At 38.2% G+C, this 17336-nt stretch carries 16 protein-coding genes; 5 read left to right on the top strand and 11 right to left on the bottom strand.

The features are described from left to right. The first annotated feature begins 133 nt into the window (after nt 1–133). From Q0947_RS13905 to Q0947_RS13920, 4 genes are all read left to right on the top strand, one after another. Nucleotides 134–499, top strand: coding sequence for a BlaI/MecI/CopY family transcriptional regulator (locus Q0947_RS13905; RefSeq protein WP_299398908.1), 366 nt, complete (start codon nt 134–136; stop codon nt 497–499). A 1-nt stretch (nt 500) separates the two neighbouring features. Further along, nucleotides 501–2375, top strand: coding sequence for a M56 family metallopeptidase (locus tag Q0947_RS13910; RefSeq protein ID WP_299398913.1), 1875 nt, complete (start codon nt 501–503; stop codon nt 2373–2375). Between the two features lie 157 nt (nt 2376–2532). After that, the gene (locus tag Q0947_RS13915) at nt 2533–3633 is read left to right on the top strand and encodes a DUF4407 domain-containing protein (RefSeq protein ID WP_299398916.1); all 1101 of its coding nucleotides are present in this window, start codon (nt 2533–2535) and stop codon (nt 3631–3633) included. A gap of 40 nt (nt 3634–3673) precedes the next feature. Beyond that, nucleotides 3674–4120 carry a nuclear transport factor 2 family protein gene (locus Q0947_RS13920; RefSeq protein ID WP_299398919.1) on the top strand — a complete coding sequence of 149 codons (447 nt, stop codon included), beginning with the start codon at nt 3674–3676 and terminating at the stop codon, nt 4118–4120. Here Q0947_RS13920 and Q0947_RS13925 read toward each other — a convergent pair whose 3' ends face one another. The 8 genes from Q0947_RS13925 to Q0947_RS13960 all read right to left on the bottom strand — a co-directional run bounded on the left by Q0947_RS13925 (nt 4121) and on the right by Q0947_RS13960 (nt 14128). Further along, nucleotides 4121–4402: an STAS domain-containing protein gene (locus tag Q0947_RS13925; protein ID WP_299398923.1), complete on the bottom strand. Its 282-nt coding sequence runs from the start codon at nt 4400–4402 to the stop codon at nt 4121–4123. A gap of 179 nt (nt 4403–4581) precedes the next feature. Then, nucleotides 4582–5829, bottom strand: coding sequence for an FAD-dependent oxidoreductase (locus Q0947_RS13930; RefSeq protein ID WP_299398927.1), 1248 nt, complete (start codon nt 5827–5829; stop codon nt 4582–4584). Further along, complete coding sequence (locus tag Q0947_RS13935; protein ID WP_299398930.1) at nt 5830–8085, bottom strand: prolyl oligopeptidase family serine peptidase; 2256 nt, start codon at nt 8083–8085, stop codon at nt 5830–5832. Nucleotides 8086–8095: 10 nt separating this feature from the next. Beyond that, nucleotides 8096–9103: a 4-hydroxyproline epimerase gene (locus Q0947_RS13940; RefSeq protein WP_299398935.1), complete on the bottom strand. Its 1008-nt coding sequence runs from the start codon at nt 9101–9103 to the stop codon at nt 8096–8098. 183 nt (nt 9104–9286) lie between these two features. Beyond that, entirely contained in the window at nt 9287–9655 is a 369-nt protein-coding gene (locus Q0947_RS13945; protein ID WP_299398939.1) for an endonuclease domain-containing protein, read from the bottom strand. Nucleotides 9656–9711: 56 nt separating this feature from the next. Continuing rightward, complete coding sequence (locus tag Q0947_RS13950) at nt 9712–11442, bottom strand: DUF885 family protein (protein WP_299398943.1); 1731 nt, start codon at nt 11440–11442, stop codon at nt 9712–9714. Beyond that, nucleotides 11439–13022 carry an aldehyde dehydrogenase (NADP(+)) gene (locus Q0947_RS13955; protein WP_299398947.1) on the bottom strand — a complete coding sequence of 528 codons (1584 nt, stop codon included), beginning with the start codon at nt 13020–13022 and terminating at the stop codon, nt 11439–11441. Before Q0947_RS13955 ends, Q0947_RS13950 begins: the two co-directional genes overlap by 4 nt. 191 nt (nt 13023–13213) lie before the next feature. Continuing rightward, nucleotides 13214–14128, bottom strand: coding sequence for a dihydrodipicolinate synthase family protein (locus Q0947_RS13960; protein WP_299398951.1), 915 nt, complete (start codon nt 14126–14128; stop codon nt 13214–13216). Nucleotides 14129–14268: 140 nt separating this feature from the next. On the opposite strand from Q0947_RS13960, the gene Q0947_RS13965 reads away from it, so the two are divergent. After that, complete coding sequence (locus tag Q0947_RS13965) at nt 14269–15123, top strand: AraC family transcriptional regulator (protein ID WP_299398953.1); 855 nt, start codon at nt 14269–14271, stop codon at nt 15121–15123. A gap of 31 nt (nt 15124–15154) precedes the next feature. Here Q0947_RS13965 and Q0947_RS13970 read toward each other — a convergent pair whose 3' ends face one another. The 3 genes from Q0947_RS13970 to Q0947_RS13980 form a co-directional block, all read right to left on the bottom strand. Next, a complete protein-coding gene (locus Q0947_RS13970; protein WP_299398958.1) occupies nt 15155–15973 on the bottom strand; it encodes a hypothetical protein in 819 nt (272 codons plus the stop codon). 217 nt (nt 15974–16190) lie between these two features. Continuing rightward, nucleotides 16191–16769, bottom strand: coding sequence for an alkylphosphonate utilization protein (locus Q0947_RS13975; RefSeq protein WP_299398963.1), 579 nt, complete (start codon nt 16767–16769; stop codon nt 16191–16193). A 119-nt stretch (nt 16770–16888) separates the two neighbouring features. After that, nucleotides 16889–17251, bottom strand: coding sequence for an MmcQ/YjbR family DNA-binding protein (locus tag Q0947_RS13980; protein WP_299398969.1), 363 nt, complete (start codon nt 17249–17251; stop codon nt 16889–16891). Nucleotides 17252–17336 lie beyond the last annotated feature (85 nt).

A 17336-nucleotide genomic window follows, 5' to 3' on the forward strand; every position in this document is an offset into this window, starting at 1 on the left:
CAAGTTGGAACCGACTCCTATAGGTGTTAAACACCTCAAATATAGACTTTCTAACCAATTAAAATCAAAAAATAATTTGGTCGTATCATTTTTTATTCTATATTTGTAGAACACACTCTAAACATGTAGAACAATGCAACTCACAAAAACAGAAGAAGACTTGATGAATCATCTTTGGAAATTGGAAAAAGCCTTTATGAAAGACCTCCTTGAAGCGTATCCTGATCCAAAGCCAGCACCAACCACGGTGGCAACATTATTAAAGCGAATGCATGACAAACAGTTTGTGGGTTACAAACTTTATGGAAAGTCGAGAGAATATTTTCCATTGGTTAAAAAGAAGGACTATTTCAGCAAACATGTAAACGGCCTGATCAAAAGTTTTTTTAATGACAGCGCTTCGCAATTTGCATCATTTTTTACGAAGGAAACCAATCTTACAAAAGAAGAACTGGAAGATTTAAAAGCACTCATAGACAGCGAAATCAAAAAAAAGTAACATGTTAGTCTATCTCCTAAAATCCGCCGCATGTTTGGCCATCTTTATGGTCTTCTATAAGTATGTCTTAGAGAAAGAAAATATGCATGTTTTTAAACGCTACTATTTATTAGGCGCATTAGTGCTTGCTTTCACCATTCCATTGGTAACCTTTACGCAAACCATTGAGGTCTTCACTATCCCCGGAACCAATGAAGCAACAGTGCATTATGTTGAAAACGCTCCACAAATAGAACAGACAAACTACCTTCCTTTGATTTTATGGAGTATTTACGGATTGGGCTTAGTGTTATTCGGAACGAAATTTTTGCGGAATCTTTATCAGATAATTTTCAAAATCAACCGGAATCCTAAGAAAAAATCAAATCATATTGTTCATGTGCTATTATCGGACATGATCACACCACACACCTTTTTTAAATACATTTTTTTGAACAAACAGAAATTTGAAAATAAGGAAATACCACAGGAAGTCTTTTGGCACGAAGAAGCCCATGCCATCCAAAAGCACAGTATTGATTTATTGTTTGTAGAATTATTACAAGTGATCTTCTGGTTTAACCCAATTATTTTCTTTGCCAAGCATTCCATAAAAATGAACCACGAGTTCTTAGCGGATCGGGCCGTATTAAACAAAGGCGTCAACGCCGTAAATTACCAACACATTTTATTGGCATTCTCATCAAATGCTACAGAACCAATCGGAATGGCAAACGCCATCAATTATTCATCAATCCGCCTTAAGGTGTTTGGAAAACGAATCACGCTTTTCAATTCATTCGGACAGGTCAAAAAACGATTTACAGTCATGAAAACACACACCACAAAACAAAAAGTATGGTCAAAAAGCCTGGTACTTTTACCATTATTGGCACTAACACTTTATGGGTTTAGTGAGAAAAAAGAAATTGTCAAGGAAGTTTATCTCCAAGATACTTCACAAGAGACGGATCAGAAAAAAGCAACGCCTGAAGAAGTAGCCGAATATAATAAGTTAGCGAAACACTACAACACCCAATCAGACGACAACCGCGTTATAAAGCTAAAAGATATGACACGAATTAAAGTGCTCTATGATAAACTGAGTGCTGAGCAAAAGGCAAACGCCGAGACTTTACCTAATTTCCCACCGCCACCACCGCCACCAGCCGCTCCTATTGCGAAACAAGCTATGCGCCAACCACCACCGCCACCATTACCACCAAATCCAACCAGAGAACAAATAAAAGCTCATGAAAAGGCTGTTGAAAAGTCGGTAGAAAAACATATGGAGCAACACCAGTATACCTATAAGCACAAAACTGAGGACGGAAAGGAAATAGAGGTATTAGTTATTCAGGATACCGATGTTCACCTCCCGCCACCTCCGCCACCTCCAGCTTCTCCGTTAGTTCACGCCAGCAATATGGCGAAGAAAGATGCACAATTTTTCTATGAAGGCAAATCGATAACGTCTGACGAGGCCATTGCAATGTTGAGAAAAGACCAATCACTCAATATCTCAACAACGCAATCAGATACCAACAAACCACTAGTGCATATCACGAAAGACCCTATTAAAACTAAAAACACCAATTCATACAAGGTGTCTCCGGGTAAAAACTATACAATACATTCCGCTGTAACCAACTTAGTAGTCGATGCTGATACATTAGAGGAATTAAAATCTTTTGACTTTGATGGATTGATGAAGATTTTTTCAGAAAACCAACCTGAGACTATGGTATCCGTAGAATTTAATTACAATAAACCAGTTTTATTAAATGATTCATTAATGAGTAAATTCAAATATGTAATCACTTGTAAAAGTTCCGACTTGAATGAAAACATACTTAAATTTAAACATGTATTAAGTACTTTACAACCTGCAAAATAGTTTACATAACTTTTTAAATCTCCTACACCTCAATGAATCAAAAAACATTGAGGTGTTTTTTTTGGAAATAATTTGTAACAAATCACCAACCATAACGTTCTAATAATCAACCTGTCCTGAGCGTAGACGAAGGATCAATCAAAAATCGAATCATCTTATGTTAAAAAATTTCTTCATTCTGTGCTCCGGCTCAGATACTGATATTCTGGACCATTGTTCCAACGGCGAACAAAATAAATATGCAGGTATTGGCGCTACCGTTTTCTTTACCGCACTTATGGCTACCATTGCGGCCAGTTATGCCCTCTTTACTGTATTTGACAACCCCTATATTTCCATAGGCTTTGGCTTAATTTGGGGTCTGCTCATTTTTAATCTCGATCGTTTTATTGTTTCTACCATAAAAAAAAAGGGTCGTTTTACTGACGAATTGATTCAGGCGGCACCGCGACTCATTTTAGCCATTATTATTGCAGTAGTCATTTCTAAACCTTTAGAATTGAAAATCTTTGAAAAGGAAATCAATCAAGTGTTGTTAGAACAAAAGAACGATTTGACACTCGCCAATAAAGATCAAATCGCACAACAATTTACGCCCGCTCAGACAGCTTTGCAGAATGATATTATCGCGTTACAATCGCAAATTGAGACCAAAGAAGCAGATGTAAATGCACTCTATAGCACGTACATTTCTGAAGCAGAAGGCACTGCTGGCACACAACGTTTAGGAAAAGGCCCTGTTTACAAAGAAAAACGTGATAAGCATGATGCTGCATTGGCCGAATTACAACAGTTAAAACAGAGCAACACTGAAAAAATTGCAGGTATTGAAAATCAACTGTTACAATTACAGACCGATTATTCCACCAAAGTTGCCAATACACAACCTATTATTGATGGATTTGATGGGTTAATGGCTCGGGTTAATGCTTTAAACACCTTGCCTTTGCTGCCCTCGCTTTTCATTTTTCTTTTGTTCCTAGCCATAGAAACCTCGCCCATTTTCGCCAAATTATTATCGCCTAAAGCAGAATACGATTATAAATTAGAAGATGCTGAAACCGCCATTAAAACTTGGGTGGAGCAAAAAGTAAATGAACGTAAGACGCTTTTGCAAACGGATATGGCTATTAACAACAAAGTTTATAATGACATTGCCGAAGAAGACGAGCTCTACCAATACAAACGTAAAAAAGCAAGAGCGCTCATGCAGCTTCAAGCGGATGCATTTTTTAATCATCAGAAAAACGCACTTTAAGAATTAGTCAGTATATTTAAGTTTCACTAAAATTCTTATCATGAAACTCATCTATGCTTGCCTAATACTGCTTACATTTTCCTGTAAACCACATATTGAAAATCAGCATGCTCCTTCAGAAGCAGAAACTGTAACGGCCATAAAGAAAGTGCTTGCCGATCAGGAGATAGCGTGGAATCGTCACGATTTAGAAGGGTTTATGCAAGGCTATTGGAAGAATGATTCTCTAAAATTCTACGGCAGCAAAGGACTGACTACCGGATGGGACCAAACTTTGGCCAATTATAAAAAAGGGTACCCTACCCAAGCTGAGAGTGGCACCCTTAAATTTGTAATAAATGATATTTCAAAAATTGAAAATAATTCCTATATCGTCTTTGGCGAATTCCATTTAGAACGCAGCATAGGCAATGCAAACGGCATATTTACCATCATTTTTAAATACATTGATGGGCAATGGAAGATTATTGCGGATATGACTTGTTAATTAAGCGGCGTTTTCCTCAGATTTGAAATGCTCATATAAGTCGTCGCAACCCATACCAATTATAGAGAGATCCTTCCCTCTTCTCAAGGATTCATTATGTAATTGGGCTAAAGCGTTCACCCCATAACGATCAATGCTCGTCAGGCATTCTATATTTATAATCAACGAATTTTTAGTATCGAAAATATTCGAAAATTCACTTTTAAATAAATGAATGTTGCCTTTGTGAAGGGTGCCTTCTACTTGAAAGATGTTGTTCTGATTAGTAATTTGTAAATCCATAATAGCATCATTTAAATGTTAGAGTCTGTAAATAGCTATTAATCAAACAGGAACACCTCAAATTTCGACAAAAATAATAGAACATCATTATAATTTCGACCAATGACACGCTATAAGGATTATTGCGAATTCACGTCGCATTTACTCGACAAAATACACTATATCAGCATTTTACTTACTTAAAATTTTCGATCTGGATGGAACATCTTTACATCAAGACTCAATGTTTTATCAGAAATCATTTCAGTTACCAGTTTACCTGTTCCCGTAGCCATACTCCAACCCATCATGGCATGGCCTGCCGCAACAATTAAATTAGAGCATTTTGCAGACTTCCCTATGTACGGCAACCCATCCGGAGACACCGGACGCAAACCTGATGCCGCACCGTCTTTTTCATCTTCAGTTAACGCGATATCGGGATAGTATTTTGAAACGGCATTGGCGATGGCATCCACACGCGTTTTATTGATGTTATCATTAATACCTGCAATTTCCATTGTACCACCAAAACGCGTAAATCCGTTCATCGGCGTCACCGCCACCTTCGATTCTGTTAAAATAGCAGGCAACTTAATTCCTGTAGGACGTGAGGTGTTAATTCTATAACCTTTTCCCGCCTGCAACAATAAGTTAATCCCTAACTTTTTACTTAAGAATGCACTCCATGACCCAGCCGCCAAGACAAATTCATCTGCAGTAAACCTATGTGATTTGGTGATAAGCGCTACTATTTTCTGATTGCTGACTTCTAAATCCTCAACTTTTTCATTCGCATAAAACACGACCCCTTTCAATTTTAAATAGGCTTTCATTTCGGTCATAAACTCATTGGGAGTGGTATGTGCATCGCATTTAAAATGAGTACCACCAATCACATTTAAATTGACATTAGGCTCCAATAGTTTTAAGTCGGCCAGCGTGACCTCATTGACCTCCAATCCTTCCGCAGTTGCTAATTTCGCTGTATGCAGTTCCTCTTGAAGTGATTTTTCGGTTTGACACAACATCAATATCCCATCCTTTCGATAATGAGACGTAAAATGTTCATTTTCTCTAATATCAGCATACAATTCCTGGCTCAAAACCGCCAATTCCCTAATTACCGGAATGGCTTTTTTAACATGATTAGGATTGCAGGATTTATTAAACGCATAGGTCCACTTCAAAAAATCAGGATCCAAACGTGGCTTAATATAAAGCGGACTTGCTGAATCGAACATCCATTTCAAACCTTTTCTCATAACACCAGGCGCAGACAAGGGAATGATGTGACTTGGCGACAAATACCCCGCGTTGACATAAGACGCGCCAGCATCCATATTGGATTGGTCGATAACTGTAACTTGATGCCCTTCCTTTTGAAGGTAATATGCAGAACTTAATCCTATAATTCCGCCACCAATAACTATAACTTCTTTACTCATTTATTCCCATTTAAAATCCCAGATTGGCTCCTCGCCCTTCAAATGCTCCACAAAATAATTCCATCTCTTTTTGGTGAAGTAATTTCTAACTTTTCCTTGATACCCATGCCGCTGACTTGGAAATATCAACAAATCGAAATCTTTATCGGCATTCACTAATGCTTCGGCTAATTTAAACGTTGCCGAAGGATTCACATTCTCATCAATCCCACCATGCACTAATAATAATTTTCCTTTTAAGTTTTTGGCATTGGTGATGTTGGAAACCTCATGATAGGTAGAATCAACAGGCCAACCTTGATACATTTCAGGCCACCAAGCTTTCTCCATTCTAAAATCGTGGTCTGCGGAACTCGCCACCCCAACTTTGTACACGTCAGGAAAAGCCAACATGGCTCTTCCTGTATCAAAGCCTCCAGCCGAATGCCCAAATATCCCCACACGATTGGTGTCAACCCATGAAAATTTTTCACCTAAGTATTTAATTGCCAACACGTGATCTTCAAGATTATTACCCATATTTTTATAGGAATGGTTGTGAAATTCTTTTGAACGACCGGAGGATCCTAATCCATCAACCATCATTACGATAAATCCGAGTTCTGCTAAAGACTGATTTGTAAAGGCGTTATTGAAAGATTTAGGAAATACTTGAGTATGTGGTCCCGTATAACTATGGTCTATAATTGGATATGATTTTGTAGCATCAAAATTGGAAGGTTTCCAAATGGCGCCATAGATAGTGGTTTTGCCATCTTTTCCTATGAGTTGAAATGGTTCTGGCGCCTGCCATCCCTTAGACACCACATTAGAAACATCTGCTGATGTGAGTTTCGCTACAATTTTCCCGGTTTTAGCCGCTCTCAACACTGTTTGTGTAGGACTATTGACTGTGGAATAATTATCTACAAAATGCTGTCCATCTTTTGAAAATGATATGGAATGGTGTGCATTTTCTGGTGTCAATAACTTTATAGTTCCCTTAAAATCAACTTTATAGAGTTGTTCACGATACGGATTCATGTTCGCATCTTTTCCTGAAGCCAAAAAATAGATGTCCTCCTTATCTTCATCGGTATGTACAACCGAATTGATGTAATAATTTCCGTTAGTCAAGGGTGTTATTGCCTTGGTCTTGACATCCACCATATAGAGTTGTCGCCAACCACTACGCTCAGATAAAAAGATTACTTTTTGCTTTTCTTTGAACGACCTGAACCAGAAATTGTCAATGTTGGTTTCACTTGTTTCTTCAATAAGAACTTCTTCTGTTTGAGCATTCAGATCCACAAGTTTTAAAAATTCCTTTTGATACCCTCGCTCTGAATATCCCGCCAATAGCTGCCCTGATTTTTCCAACCACTCTATAGCTACTGAATTGATATGGGTACCTTTTGGCAAGTTGGTTTTTACCTCTTGCTTGCTTTCAACATTAAAAAATACAGGTTTTACATGCACCATTGTTGTGTCTCCAGGCGAGCCTCTGTAATAGGACAATAGTTTTGGACGGTATAGGGAATCGATACTGTGGTCTAACAAATACATCTTTTCCGCAGTTCTGAAGTCGACAACATCAGCGGCAATCCATTTTGAATCTTTAGACCAATTGACCTTAAAATGTTTTGGACGCTCACCATTTTTACCTTCAATAATATCATACCAACCGTAATAGGTGGCGTATTCATAATCTTTAACGCCATCATGACTCAATTGATATTCCTGGTCAGTAGTGGTCGATTTGATGAATAAGTTATAATCCTTAGAAAAGGCTATCCACTTTCCGTCTGGCGATTTGGTTTCAAACGGATTCTTTTCTTCCTTTATTTCTGCTGTTTCAACTTGAATTTGATACGTTTTAAGATCGAGCGTATACGTTTTGGATTCAAAATTAAAAGTGAGCTGATCTGTTTTTGTTCTTTCAATTTTTGAAAGTTCCATTTGATTTGCATCCACCTCCTTCTCGGTAACTTTCGATAACCCGTGCGCTACTTTATGGTGATCAAATAAAGGGTTGACTTTATAGTTTTTGAAAGCCACAGATTGATACGTTTTTCCTGTTTTGCTATGATCAACAAACCAAATCCCGGAGTTATCTTTAAACCACTGCACATCAGTGTAGAGGTTAAATACTGTTTTGTTGGTTAAATTATCGGGCATAAAACTAACGGCCCTTTTATAATCCTCTTGAGTCAATTTTTGCGCCTGAATTTGTGTTGTCACCAACAGCAATAGGACTGCATAATAAACCTTTTTCATTCTCAAATATTTAAATCACCTGAAATCCGAAAGCGTACGGATCGTCTTCAGAATCTATTGTTATTGTATTATGTCCATAAATTTTAGCCCAGCCTTTAATGCTCGGAATAATGGCTAAGTTACTGCCTAATGTGGTTTCCTTTTCTACACGGCCCACAAACTTACTCCCAATGAAGCTCTCGTGAATATAATCTTCACCTACGCCGAGCTTTCCTTTTGCGTATAGTTGCGCCAAACGTGCCGATGTTCCAGTACCGCACGGGCTTCTATCGATGGCTTTATCCCCATAGAACACCGCATTTCTACCTGACGAAGCCGCATCTATTGGGGTTCCCGTCCAAAGCATATGGGTTACATCCCGGATGGTATCGTTCTCCGGATGAATAAATTGATTCGGATATTTTTCATTGATCCGCTGCCTTACCACTTGCGAATATTGGATAAGTTTTGACGCAGAAAAATCCTGAACACCAGAAAAATTTTCTTGCGAGTCGATAATGGCGTAATAATTTCCACCATAGGCCACATCAAAAGTAATCATCCCTAATTCTGGGCACTCGACCGTTAGATTTTCGGCAGCCAAATAACTTTTTATATTGGTCAGTTTCACCCAATCTACTTTAGTTCCCGTTTGCTGATATTCAATTTCTACCAGTCCTGCAGGCGCTTCCATTCTTATTTTGCCTGGCGTTTTGGGCTGCACTAAACCTTCTTCTATTGCAATAGTTACAGTTCCAATAGTGCCATGCCCGCACATCGGCAAGCAACCCGACGTTTCGATAAACAAAATAGCAAAATCATTGTCCGGATCGTGCGGTGGAAACAATATGGAACCACTCATCATGTCATGACCTCGTGGTTCAAACATTAAACCTTTTCGTATCCAATCATATTCTTTTAAAAAGTGTTGACGCTTTTCACTCATCGTATTGCCGATGAGTGTTGGTCCACCTTCTTTGATAACTCTGACTGGGTTTCCGCAGGTGTGCGCGTCGATGCAGATGAATTCGTGTTTCATAAAATGTGTCTTACACCTCCCTAACCCTCCTCAAGGAGGGAATTGATTGTGACTTCTTATTAAATTTTACAATATAAATACATGTTCAATAACTAACTAACCCTTCTTAATGATGAAGTTTAAGTATATTTCTGTTCTCTAACGAATCAAAAGTCCTCCCTCGAGGGAGGATTTAGGTGGGTGTTACTCACTCAATAATTCATTAATTTCATGTTCCAACACAAGCAAAACATTCATCATATCTTGTTTTATTTCTTTATCCGAAAACCTTACAAATCTCACTCCTTGGTCTTCCAATCGACCTTGTCTTTTTGCGTCGTATAGAAATTTATGATCATGACTTCCACCGTCTATTTCAATAGCTAACCCAATTTCATGACAATAAAAATCAACAATATAATCTAACATTGGCACTTGTCTATGAAACTGAACACTATAAGCCTTATTCTTAATTTTCTTCCAAAGCAAAACCTCAGATTGCGTCGCATTGTTGCGTAAACATCTTGAACGCTCTCTTAAATCTGATCGATATGGTATAATTTTATTTGCCATGTGAACACCTTTGTTTTTTTCTCAACTTGTTTCTCGGAACATAGGTTGAGAAGTGATCAAATTTGCTTTTTAACTTTGCGAATGTAATTATCAACACGCTCCTCCATAATCGACAAAGTGACCGTGCCTTGCTCTAATATAATTTCATGGAAATCTCTGATATCAAACTTGGAACCTAGTTCCTTCTCAGCTCTTTTGCGTAATTCCCTTATTTTCAATTCGCCAATTTTATAGGACAACGCTTGTCCTGGCCAAGAAATATAACGATCGGTTTCTGTATTGATTTCGTGTAATGACAAGGCGGTGTTAGCAGACATGTAGTCTATAACCTGCTCACGCGTCCATCCTTTGGCATGAATTCCTGTGTCCACCACCAATCGGCAGGCACGCCACATTTCGTAAGTTAATTTTCCAAATTGCTCATAAGGCGTGGTGTACATTCCCATTTCATCAGCTAAAAATTCAGAATACAACCCCCAACCTTCGCCATAAGCTGATAGGTATAAATCTTTTCTAAACTGCGGAATACTATCGCCCAATTCGTTGTTTAAACTCATTTGTAAATGATGCCCTGGCACTGCTTCATGTACTGTTAATGAAGGCAACGTATATAAGGTTCTACTCGGTAAATCATAAGTGTTTACCCAATAATAACCCGGCTCAGTACTTTCTTTGGAAGTTCCGATATAACGACCACCCGTATATTTTGGCGCAATAGCATCTGGTACTGGCGCAACACCATAAGGTTTACGTGGCAAGGTTTTGAAAAACCGTGGTAGTTGTGCATCCGCACGTTTAGACATATCCCGCGCAATCATTAGCAATTGCTCTGGAGTTTCAGCATAAAACTGTTTGTCAGTTCTGAGGAAATGAAGAAAATCGGCGAAGCTTCCTTTGAAATCCAGCTCTTTAATAATCTGTTCCATTTCTGATTTGATACGGGCCACTTCTTTTAACCCAATTTGATGAATAGCGTCCGCCGTGTATTGGGTACTTGTGGTATAATAGTTAATTCTATTTTGGTAGAATTCCTTGCCGTTTGGTGTTTCAGAAACTCCTAAAGTTGTTCTGGTTTTTGGAAAGTATTCGGTTTCAAAAAACGTTTTGATGCGTTGAAATTGCGGTGTTACCTTTGTTTCTATTGCAAGTTTAGCCACTTGTAATACAGAATCCTTTTGGGCTTGACTTAAATCATTCGGTAAGTTTTTGAATGGCGAATAGAAAAAACTTTCTTTATAATCTGCTACAATATGTTCATCATAGGTGGATTCGTATCCTTTAAAAATCACTAATGGTTGCGATACGCCCTTTTGCAATCCTAAGCGTATGTTTTTAAGATTTTGATTGACAAACTCCGGAATGGCATTCAGACTATTAAGATAAGATTTAACTTGTTTGTAATTTGATAGCGGAATTACGCCATAGTTTAAACTACTATGAAACCCGGAATCAGAAAGTAACGGATTCAAATAGTGTTCAAACTTGTAATAATCAATCTGATCTTGTAATATAAACGCCAAGAGTTCTGCTGAAATACGCTGTGTTTCTGGCAATTGTGAGGTGTCAATTTTAGATAACTCTGTTAAGATTTGCTGAGCGAAATCTGCCTCTGACTTAAAATACTCCGCCGTATATAACCCTAAAGGAAACTGCTTCCTATCGTACCCTTCGTGCTGCTCGTACGTTTTAATCAACTCTTCTAATGTGCTTGACGCATTTTGAGAATAGCCTAAAGGCATTACCAAAAGTGACAGCATTAAAATGAAAAGAGGTTTTAGTAATTTCATAATTTATCTTGAGTTTGAATTCCATCAATATTACGAATAATCCCCAACGGATTATCATCCTTTAAGGCTTCTGGCAACAATTGTTTTGGCCAATCTTGGTAACTAAAAGGACGTACCCAACGTTTTATGGCGTGTGCACCAATGGCTGTAAACCTGCTATCAGTTGAAGCCGGAAACGGACCGCCATGCATCATGGACGGACAGACCTCAACACCAGTGGGAACTCCGTTGAAGATGATTCGCCCCACTCTATTTTGCAAGGCTGAAACAATATCTGGATACTTTGAAACTTCAGCCGCATCCGCCATAATAGTGCCAGTAAGTTGACCTTCCAATTTTAAAATAACTTCTTCTAATTGACTCTCATTGTCGCATTGCACAACAATGGAATAAGGCCCGAATACTTCTTGATGCAAAGTGACATTCTTTAAAAAAGTAGCGCCATCTACCGTGGCTACCGTTTGTTTGGCAAAATTTGGTTTGGTATCCGATGGATAATCGGCAGGCACATCAATTCCGTTTTGAGAAATTGCAGTGTTTTTGTTCTTGTTATAAGCGTCATAAATGTTGGGATGCAACATACATGAAGGTTCAATTTTTAGAATTTCACCAGAGAGCTGTTGGATAAAATTTGATAGCGCATCACTTTTAATTCCTAACAGCAACCCGGGATTGGTACAAAATTGACCTGTCCCGACAGTTATAGAACCCGCATAGGTTTTAGCTAAAGATTCGCTTTTAGTTTTTAAGGCTTCGGGAAGCAGCACGACCGGATTCACACTCCCCATTTCAGCAAATACCGGAATAGGTTCGTCGCGTTGTGCCGCCAAATCAAATAGTGCTTTACCGCCTTTAAAACTACCTGTAAACCCGACGGCTTTAACTTTTGGATGTTGCACCAACTGTTGCCCAACGTCGATCCCACTGCTATTCAGATTAGAAAATACACCATTTGGCATGCCGGTTTTTTCTGCTGCTTTTAAAATAGCTGAAGCCACCAACTCTCCAGTGCCCGAATGCATAGGATGCGATTTCACGATTACCGGACAACCGGACGCTAATGCTGAAGCCGTATCGCCACCTGCGGTTGAAAACGCAAGCGGAAAATTACTAGCGCCAAATACAACTACCGGACCGATTGGAATCAACATTTTTCGAAGATCAGATTTTGGCATAGGCTCACGTTCTGGCTGGGCGGTATCAATAGTAGCTTCTACCCAAGACCCTTCGGTCAATACTGTAGCAAATGCTTTTAATTGCCCCATAGTTCTGCCACGTTCGCCTATGGCCCGCCCTGATGGCAAGCCCGATTCGGCACAATAGGTTTCTATCAACGTGTCTCCCAAGGCTAATATTTCATCAGCAATAGTATTAAGAAATTCCGCCTTTTTTGCCCCAGAGATGGTTTTATATGTTTCAAATGCTACGGAAGCCAATGCAATAGCTGCATCAATTTCCTTTGGCGTAGCTTCTGTAAAATCCCATTCGTTTTCAAGATTCAACTGCGGATTGAACGTTTTATACGTTTTATTCCCCATTGCAGATTGTTGATTTCCGATATAGTTTTTTCCTGTAATCATACTTATTTTATTTTATCGCACATTCATGACTTTCGTTTATAACGACATGTAGATGTGTTACGATTTCCACATCATTTTTTATTCAAGAAAGAAAACGCAATTATTTTCATACCCCAATTACCAACTAATAATTAGGTGGCAAATCCTAAAAACAAACCCCATGTAGCTTTTAATTATCGCCTTTGCCCTCCTTATAAATTTTTATAATCTGGAAGATTAGGTCTGTTTTTTAAGGCGTCCTCAATGATTTTTACCACGTTTTTGCGCTCGTCACCTTGTAATGGCAATCGCGGCGCACGAACATTTTCAGTGCCTAATTTTGTATAAACCTCCGCGAGTTTTATGTTTTGTACTAATGTAGGGATTATATCCAACTCCAATAATGGCATGAACCAACGGAATATCTCAATAGCTTCCTTAATCCTACCGGCCTTTTGAAGCTCGTATATTGCCACAGTTTCTGCAGGAAAAGCACAAACTAAGCCAGCCACCCAACCATCGGCGCCCATAATTAAGCTCTCAAGCGCTATAGTATCAACACCGGTCATTATTTTGAGTCGGTCGCCAAAACGGTTCTTAATACGCGTTACATTGGTAATATCTCGAGTAGATTCTTTAACAGCTTCAATGTTGTCGCACTTTAGCAGTTCTTCAAACATATCTAAAGTCACTTCAATTTTATAGTCTACCGGATTATTGTAAACCATAATTGGTAAGGACGTGTTATTGGCAATCGCCTTGAAGAACTCTACAGTTTCCCGGTCTCCAGATTTATAACGCATTGGCGGCAACACCATCAAGCCTTTGGCGCCATCTTCTTCTGCTTTTTGCGCAGCGAGAATGGCATTTTTTGTGGTTTGTTCACCAATATTAATTAATACTGGGACTTTACCTTTAACAATGTCCACTGTAGCGGTGGTTAATTTTCGTTTTTCCTGATCTGATAATGTACTCGCCTCGCCTAAAGTTCCGCCCAAAACAATACCATGAACACCTGCTTCCAACTGTGCATTGATATTGATTTCGAAATTTTTTAAGTCCAGTTCATCATTATCAGTGAACTTGGTTGTGACTGCTGGCATAATGCCCTTCCATTGAATGCTCATAAATTATAATTTTAGATACTGTAAATTTAGAGGGCGGAGCTTAAAGAAATTCAATAGAGATTTATCCAAAACTGATATTATATTATCATATTTATTATCTCTTTCTACTATAACGAATAATATATGCCTATTTTTAAACCATGAAAGTCCTTCCATTCAAAATACCGAAACCTAACGACGACGCATTTATTTTTCAATATGATAAGGAAGTGGCGTTTTATGACAAACTGCACCAACATGAAGAAATTCAATTAAGCCTTATCCTGGAAGGCACAGGCACATTATTAGTTGGTGATACGGTGAATTACTATACTAAAGGTGATGTTTTGGTGATAGGCAGCAATCTGCCTCACGTGTTTAAAAGTGATGTAATCACTAGTGTTTCTTCTCAAATGTTAACACTCTTTTTCACCAAACACTCCTTTGGACCTGATTTTTTTAAGCTTGAGGAATTGAAGGAATTTCAACCTTTTTTTGAACGATCCCTACACGGATTTAAAGTAACTTCCAACCACAGAGCATTGAAAACTTTGTTTTTACAGCTGGAAGATGCCTCAAAGTTGAATCAATTTTTGATTTTACTTCAATTATTAAAAATCACCTCCAATGCAGAGTACCAAAGCCTCTCTTCATTTGTTTACGACAAGAAATACTCAGATAATGAAGGGACACGGATGCGCAATGTTTTTGAGTATACCATGAATAATTTTGATAAGGAAGTGACCTTAAACGCGGTATCTGAAGTAGCAAATATGACCAAAAACGCCTTTTGTAAATATTTTAAAAAGCGGACCAATAAAACCTATATCCAATTTTTAAATGAATTGCGACTTGAGCATGCCAGCAGACTTTTGTTAGTAGCCAATGATTCAACCATAGCTGAAATTGCCGAAGCGTCAGGCTTTAACAATATCTCTAACTTTAACAGGCAATTTAAAGCCGTCAAACATTTAAGTCCGAAAGAATTTAAAAACAAAAAAAGACTTACTAATTAAAGTAAGTCTGTAAGTTTTGAAAGGCTCTCTTTTATTTGGCGAGCCCTGCCACATAGGTGTAAATATAATCACCATGTCTATTATCAAAATATTTGTTCCCTTTTTCTCCCATACTTTTTCGTGAAGCTTCATCTTTCCAATGGGCTTCAAATAATTCCGTATCTCTATCGAACATACTCTCTAAATCGGCCATAGAATCAAAAAAATAGGCCTCAAGGAACTCTGTACGGTCCGAACCCCATGCATGCGCCATTGGGTAATAGGCTTTGACAAACTCATTTTTATTGGTCACATTATCAAAATATTCTTTGGAGATGGCATCAAATTCTTCATCGGTTCCTTCACCATATGCGAAATGCCCTTTTCTCACATAGCATATCATATCTTTAGTTGGTTTTACTGTCATTGGTTTAGCGTTTGGCATGGTTGCATAAATTTCATCGGCATGCTTTGGCGAATAATAGGCGTCTCTTTTCTTAAAAAATGCTTTCCTGGCTTTTTCATCTGGCCAAGCTGCCTTTGCAAGTTCGGCGTTTCTTTTAGCTGCGTTACCTATAGCCTCCCAAGAAGGATAAGATTGGACATATACGAGTTCTGTATTGTCAGGCGTCATCCGATGTAAATAAAAGGAAGCAGCAGCTATATGCTCATTCTTCATGGTTATTTTATCTAAGAATTCCTTTTCTACAGCCTTCCAGTCCTCCATTTTAAAATCTTTATTGTCCATATTCCAATGCATGGTGGTTATGGTTACAAATTCAGGCCTTGTTTGTTCTTGGGCAATAGTTGAAGTGTTGCTGAGTAATAGCGCTATTGCCAAAACCACGAAAAATCTATTGATTGTTTTCATAATAATTGAATTTTGGTTATTTTAAATTGATTACAAATTTTAAAACCAAGATTTAGGACAATCTTAATGAGGCAATCAGAAAAAGGGCTGTGTAAGTATAGTGAAGGGGATTAAATGTACGAATAAATTATCGCAAATATTTGATTATCATATATTTATTAAATGCAAAAAGCCTACAAATAACTGTAGGCTCTTTTTTCTATATACACTTTTAAGTCTATGACTTCTTTACATATTTTGTAATAATAACAATATTCTGTCCATCCACTCTACCTTCAATATATTCCGCATTTTCATGATCTAGGCGAATATTTCTAACTGCAGTACCTTGTTTTGCTACCATACTGGAGCCTTTTACTTTCAAATCTTTAATAAGGACTACAGAATCTCCATGATCTAAAACCACACCATTTACATCTCTATGGATGATTTTATTGGCTTCGTCTTCATGCTCGCCAGTTGCTCTTGCCAATGCTAATGCTTCATCATCAAGATACATCATGTCTACTAAATCTTTAGGCCAGCCTTCAGCACGTAATCTTTGCAGCATACGCCAAGACATAATTTGAACGGCAACATGCTCACTCCACATACTGTCATTCAAACAACGCCAGTGATTTGTGTCCATTTCCACTTTACCCTCAATCTGATCCAGACAGGTTTTACAAACCAATACATCATTGGCTACATTTTCATTCAGCGATGGCGGAATGGTATATTGTGATAAATTTTCTTTGGAACCACATAGTTCGCAAGTGTTGTTGCTTCTATCTTGAAGCATTTGAAGAACGCTCATGGGATTGTTGATTTTTAATTTATGATTGCTGATTAAATGACTTGCCCGAATACATCTTATTGATGCAGGCGGGTTTTTGACGGCAGAAATAAGCCTTCTGCGGCGCGAAGATACCAATTTTATTGGAGAGATTCCCGCATCTTTTTAGTCATTCCTTTAACCACCATATCGTAAGAATGGTCTATTAATTGTAGAACGAGTGCGGGCGACAATTCGCCTTTATAGATGAGCACAGAATTCCAATTTGATTTGCTCATGTGCCAGCCAGGTTGAATACTTTCGTAGGTTTCACGTAGCTCAATCGCATAGTCCGGATCACATTTTAGATTTACCCATCCTTCTCCGGCCTCCCATTTTTCCAATGGAAATAAAGCGAACATTTTACCCAACACCTTAAACACCAAAGTATCCTTATCAAACGGAAAAGCCTCAGTAACCGCTTTTTTGTTGAGGCAGTATTGACGGAGTTGTTCAATGTTCATATCAGAATACGATCAAACTAAATGGTTGACCGAGCTTAAAATTACGAAAATTATGGAACAAGAGTATTTCTTAAATAGCATCAAT

The sequence above is a fragment of the uncultured Gelidibacter sp. genome (assembly GCF_947500795.1).
Classification (GTDB): Bacteria; Bacteroidota; Bacteroidia; order Flavobacteriales; family Flavobacteriaceae; genus Gelidibacter.

Excerpts from the sequence above, each read along its gene's own strand:
- Q0947_RS13905 (WP_299398908.1), top strand. The coding sequence starts at position 134 with ATGCAACTCACAAAAACAGAAGAAGACTTGATGAATCATCTTTGGAAA.
- Q0947_RS13910 (WP_299398913.1), top strand. The coding sequence starts at position 501 with ATGTTAGTCTATCTCCTAAAATCCGCCGCATGTTTGGCCATCTTTATG.
- Q0947_RS13915 (WP_299398916.1), top strand. The coding sequence starts at position 2,533 with ATGTTAAAAAATTTCTTCATTCTGTGCTCCGGCTCAGATACTGATATT.
- Q0947_RS13920 (WP_299398919.1), top strand. The coding sequence starts at position 3,674 with ATGAAACTCATCTATGCTTGCCTAATACTGCTTACATTTTCCTGTAAA.
- Q0947_RS13925 (WP_299398923.1), bottom strand. The coding sequence starts at position 4,402 with ATGGATTTACAAATTACTAATCAGAACAACATCTTTCAAGTAGAAGGC.
- Q0947_RS13930 (WP_299398927.1), bottom strand. The coding sequence starts at position 5,829 with ATGAGTAAAGAAGTTATAGTTATTGGTGGCGGAATTATAGGATTAAGT.
- Q0947_RS13935 (WP_299398930.1), bottom strand. The coding sequence starts at position 8,085 with ATGAAAAAGGTTTATTATGCAGTCCTATTGCTGTTGGTGACAACACAA.
- Q0947_RS13940 (WP_299398935.1), bottom strand. The coding sequence starts at position 9,103 with ATGAAACACGAATTCATCTGCATCGACGCGCACACCTGCGGAAACCCA.
- Q0947_RS13945 (WP_299398939.1), bottom strand. The coding sequence starts at position 9,655 with ATGGCAAATAAAATTATACCATATCGATCAGATTTAAGAGAGCGTTCA.
- Q0947_RS13950 (WP_299398943.1), bottom strand. The coding sequence starts at position 11,442 with ATGAAATTACTAAAACCTCTTTTCATTTTAATGCTGTCACTTTTGGTA.
- Q0947_RS13955 (WP_299398947.1), bottom strand. The coding sequence starts at position 13,022 with ATGATTACAGGAAAAAACTATATCGGAAATCAACAATCTGCAATGGGG.
- Q0947_RS13960 (WP_299398951.1), bottom strand. The coding sequence starts at position 14,128 with ATGAGCATTCAATGGAAGGGCATTATGCCAGCAGTCACAACCAAGTTC.
- Q0947_RS13965 (WP_299398953.1), top strand. The coding sequence starts at position 14,269 with ATGAAAGTCCTTCCATTCAAAATACCGAAACCTAACGACGACGCATTT.
- Q0947_RS13970 (WP_299398958.1), bottom strand. The coding sequence starts at position 15,973 with ATGAAAACAATCAATAGATTTTTCGTGGTTTTGGCAATAGCGCTATTA.
- Q0947_RS13975 (WP_299398963.1), bottom strand. The coding sequence starts at position 16,769 with ATGAGCGTTCTTCAAATGCTTCAAGATAGAAGCAACAACACTTGCGAA.
- Q0947_RS13980 (WP_299398969.1), bottom strand. The coding sequence starts at position 17,251 with ATGAACATTGAACAACTCCGTCAATACTGCCTCAACAAAAAAGCGGTT.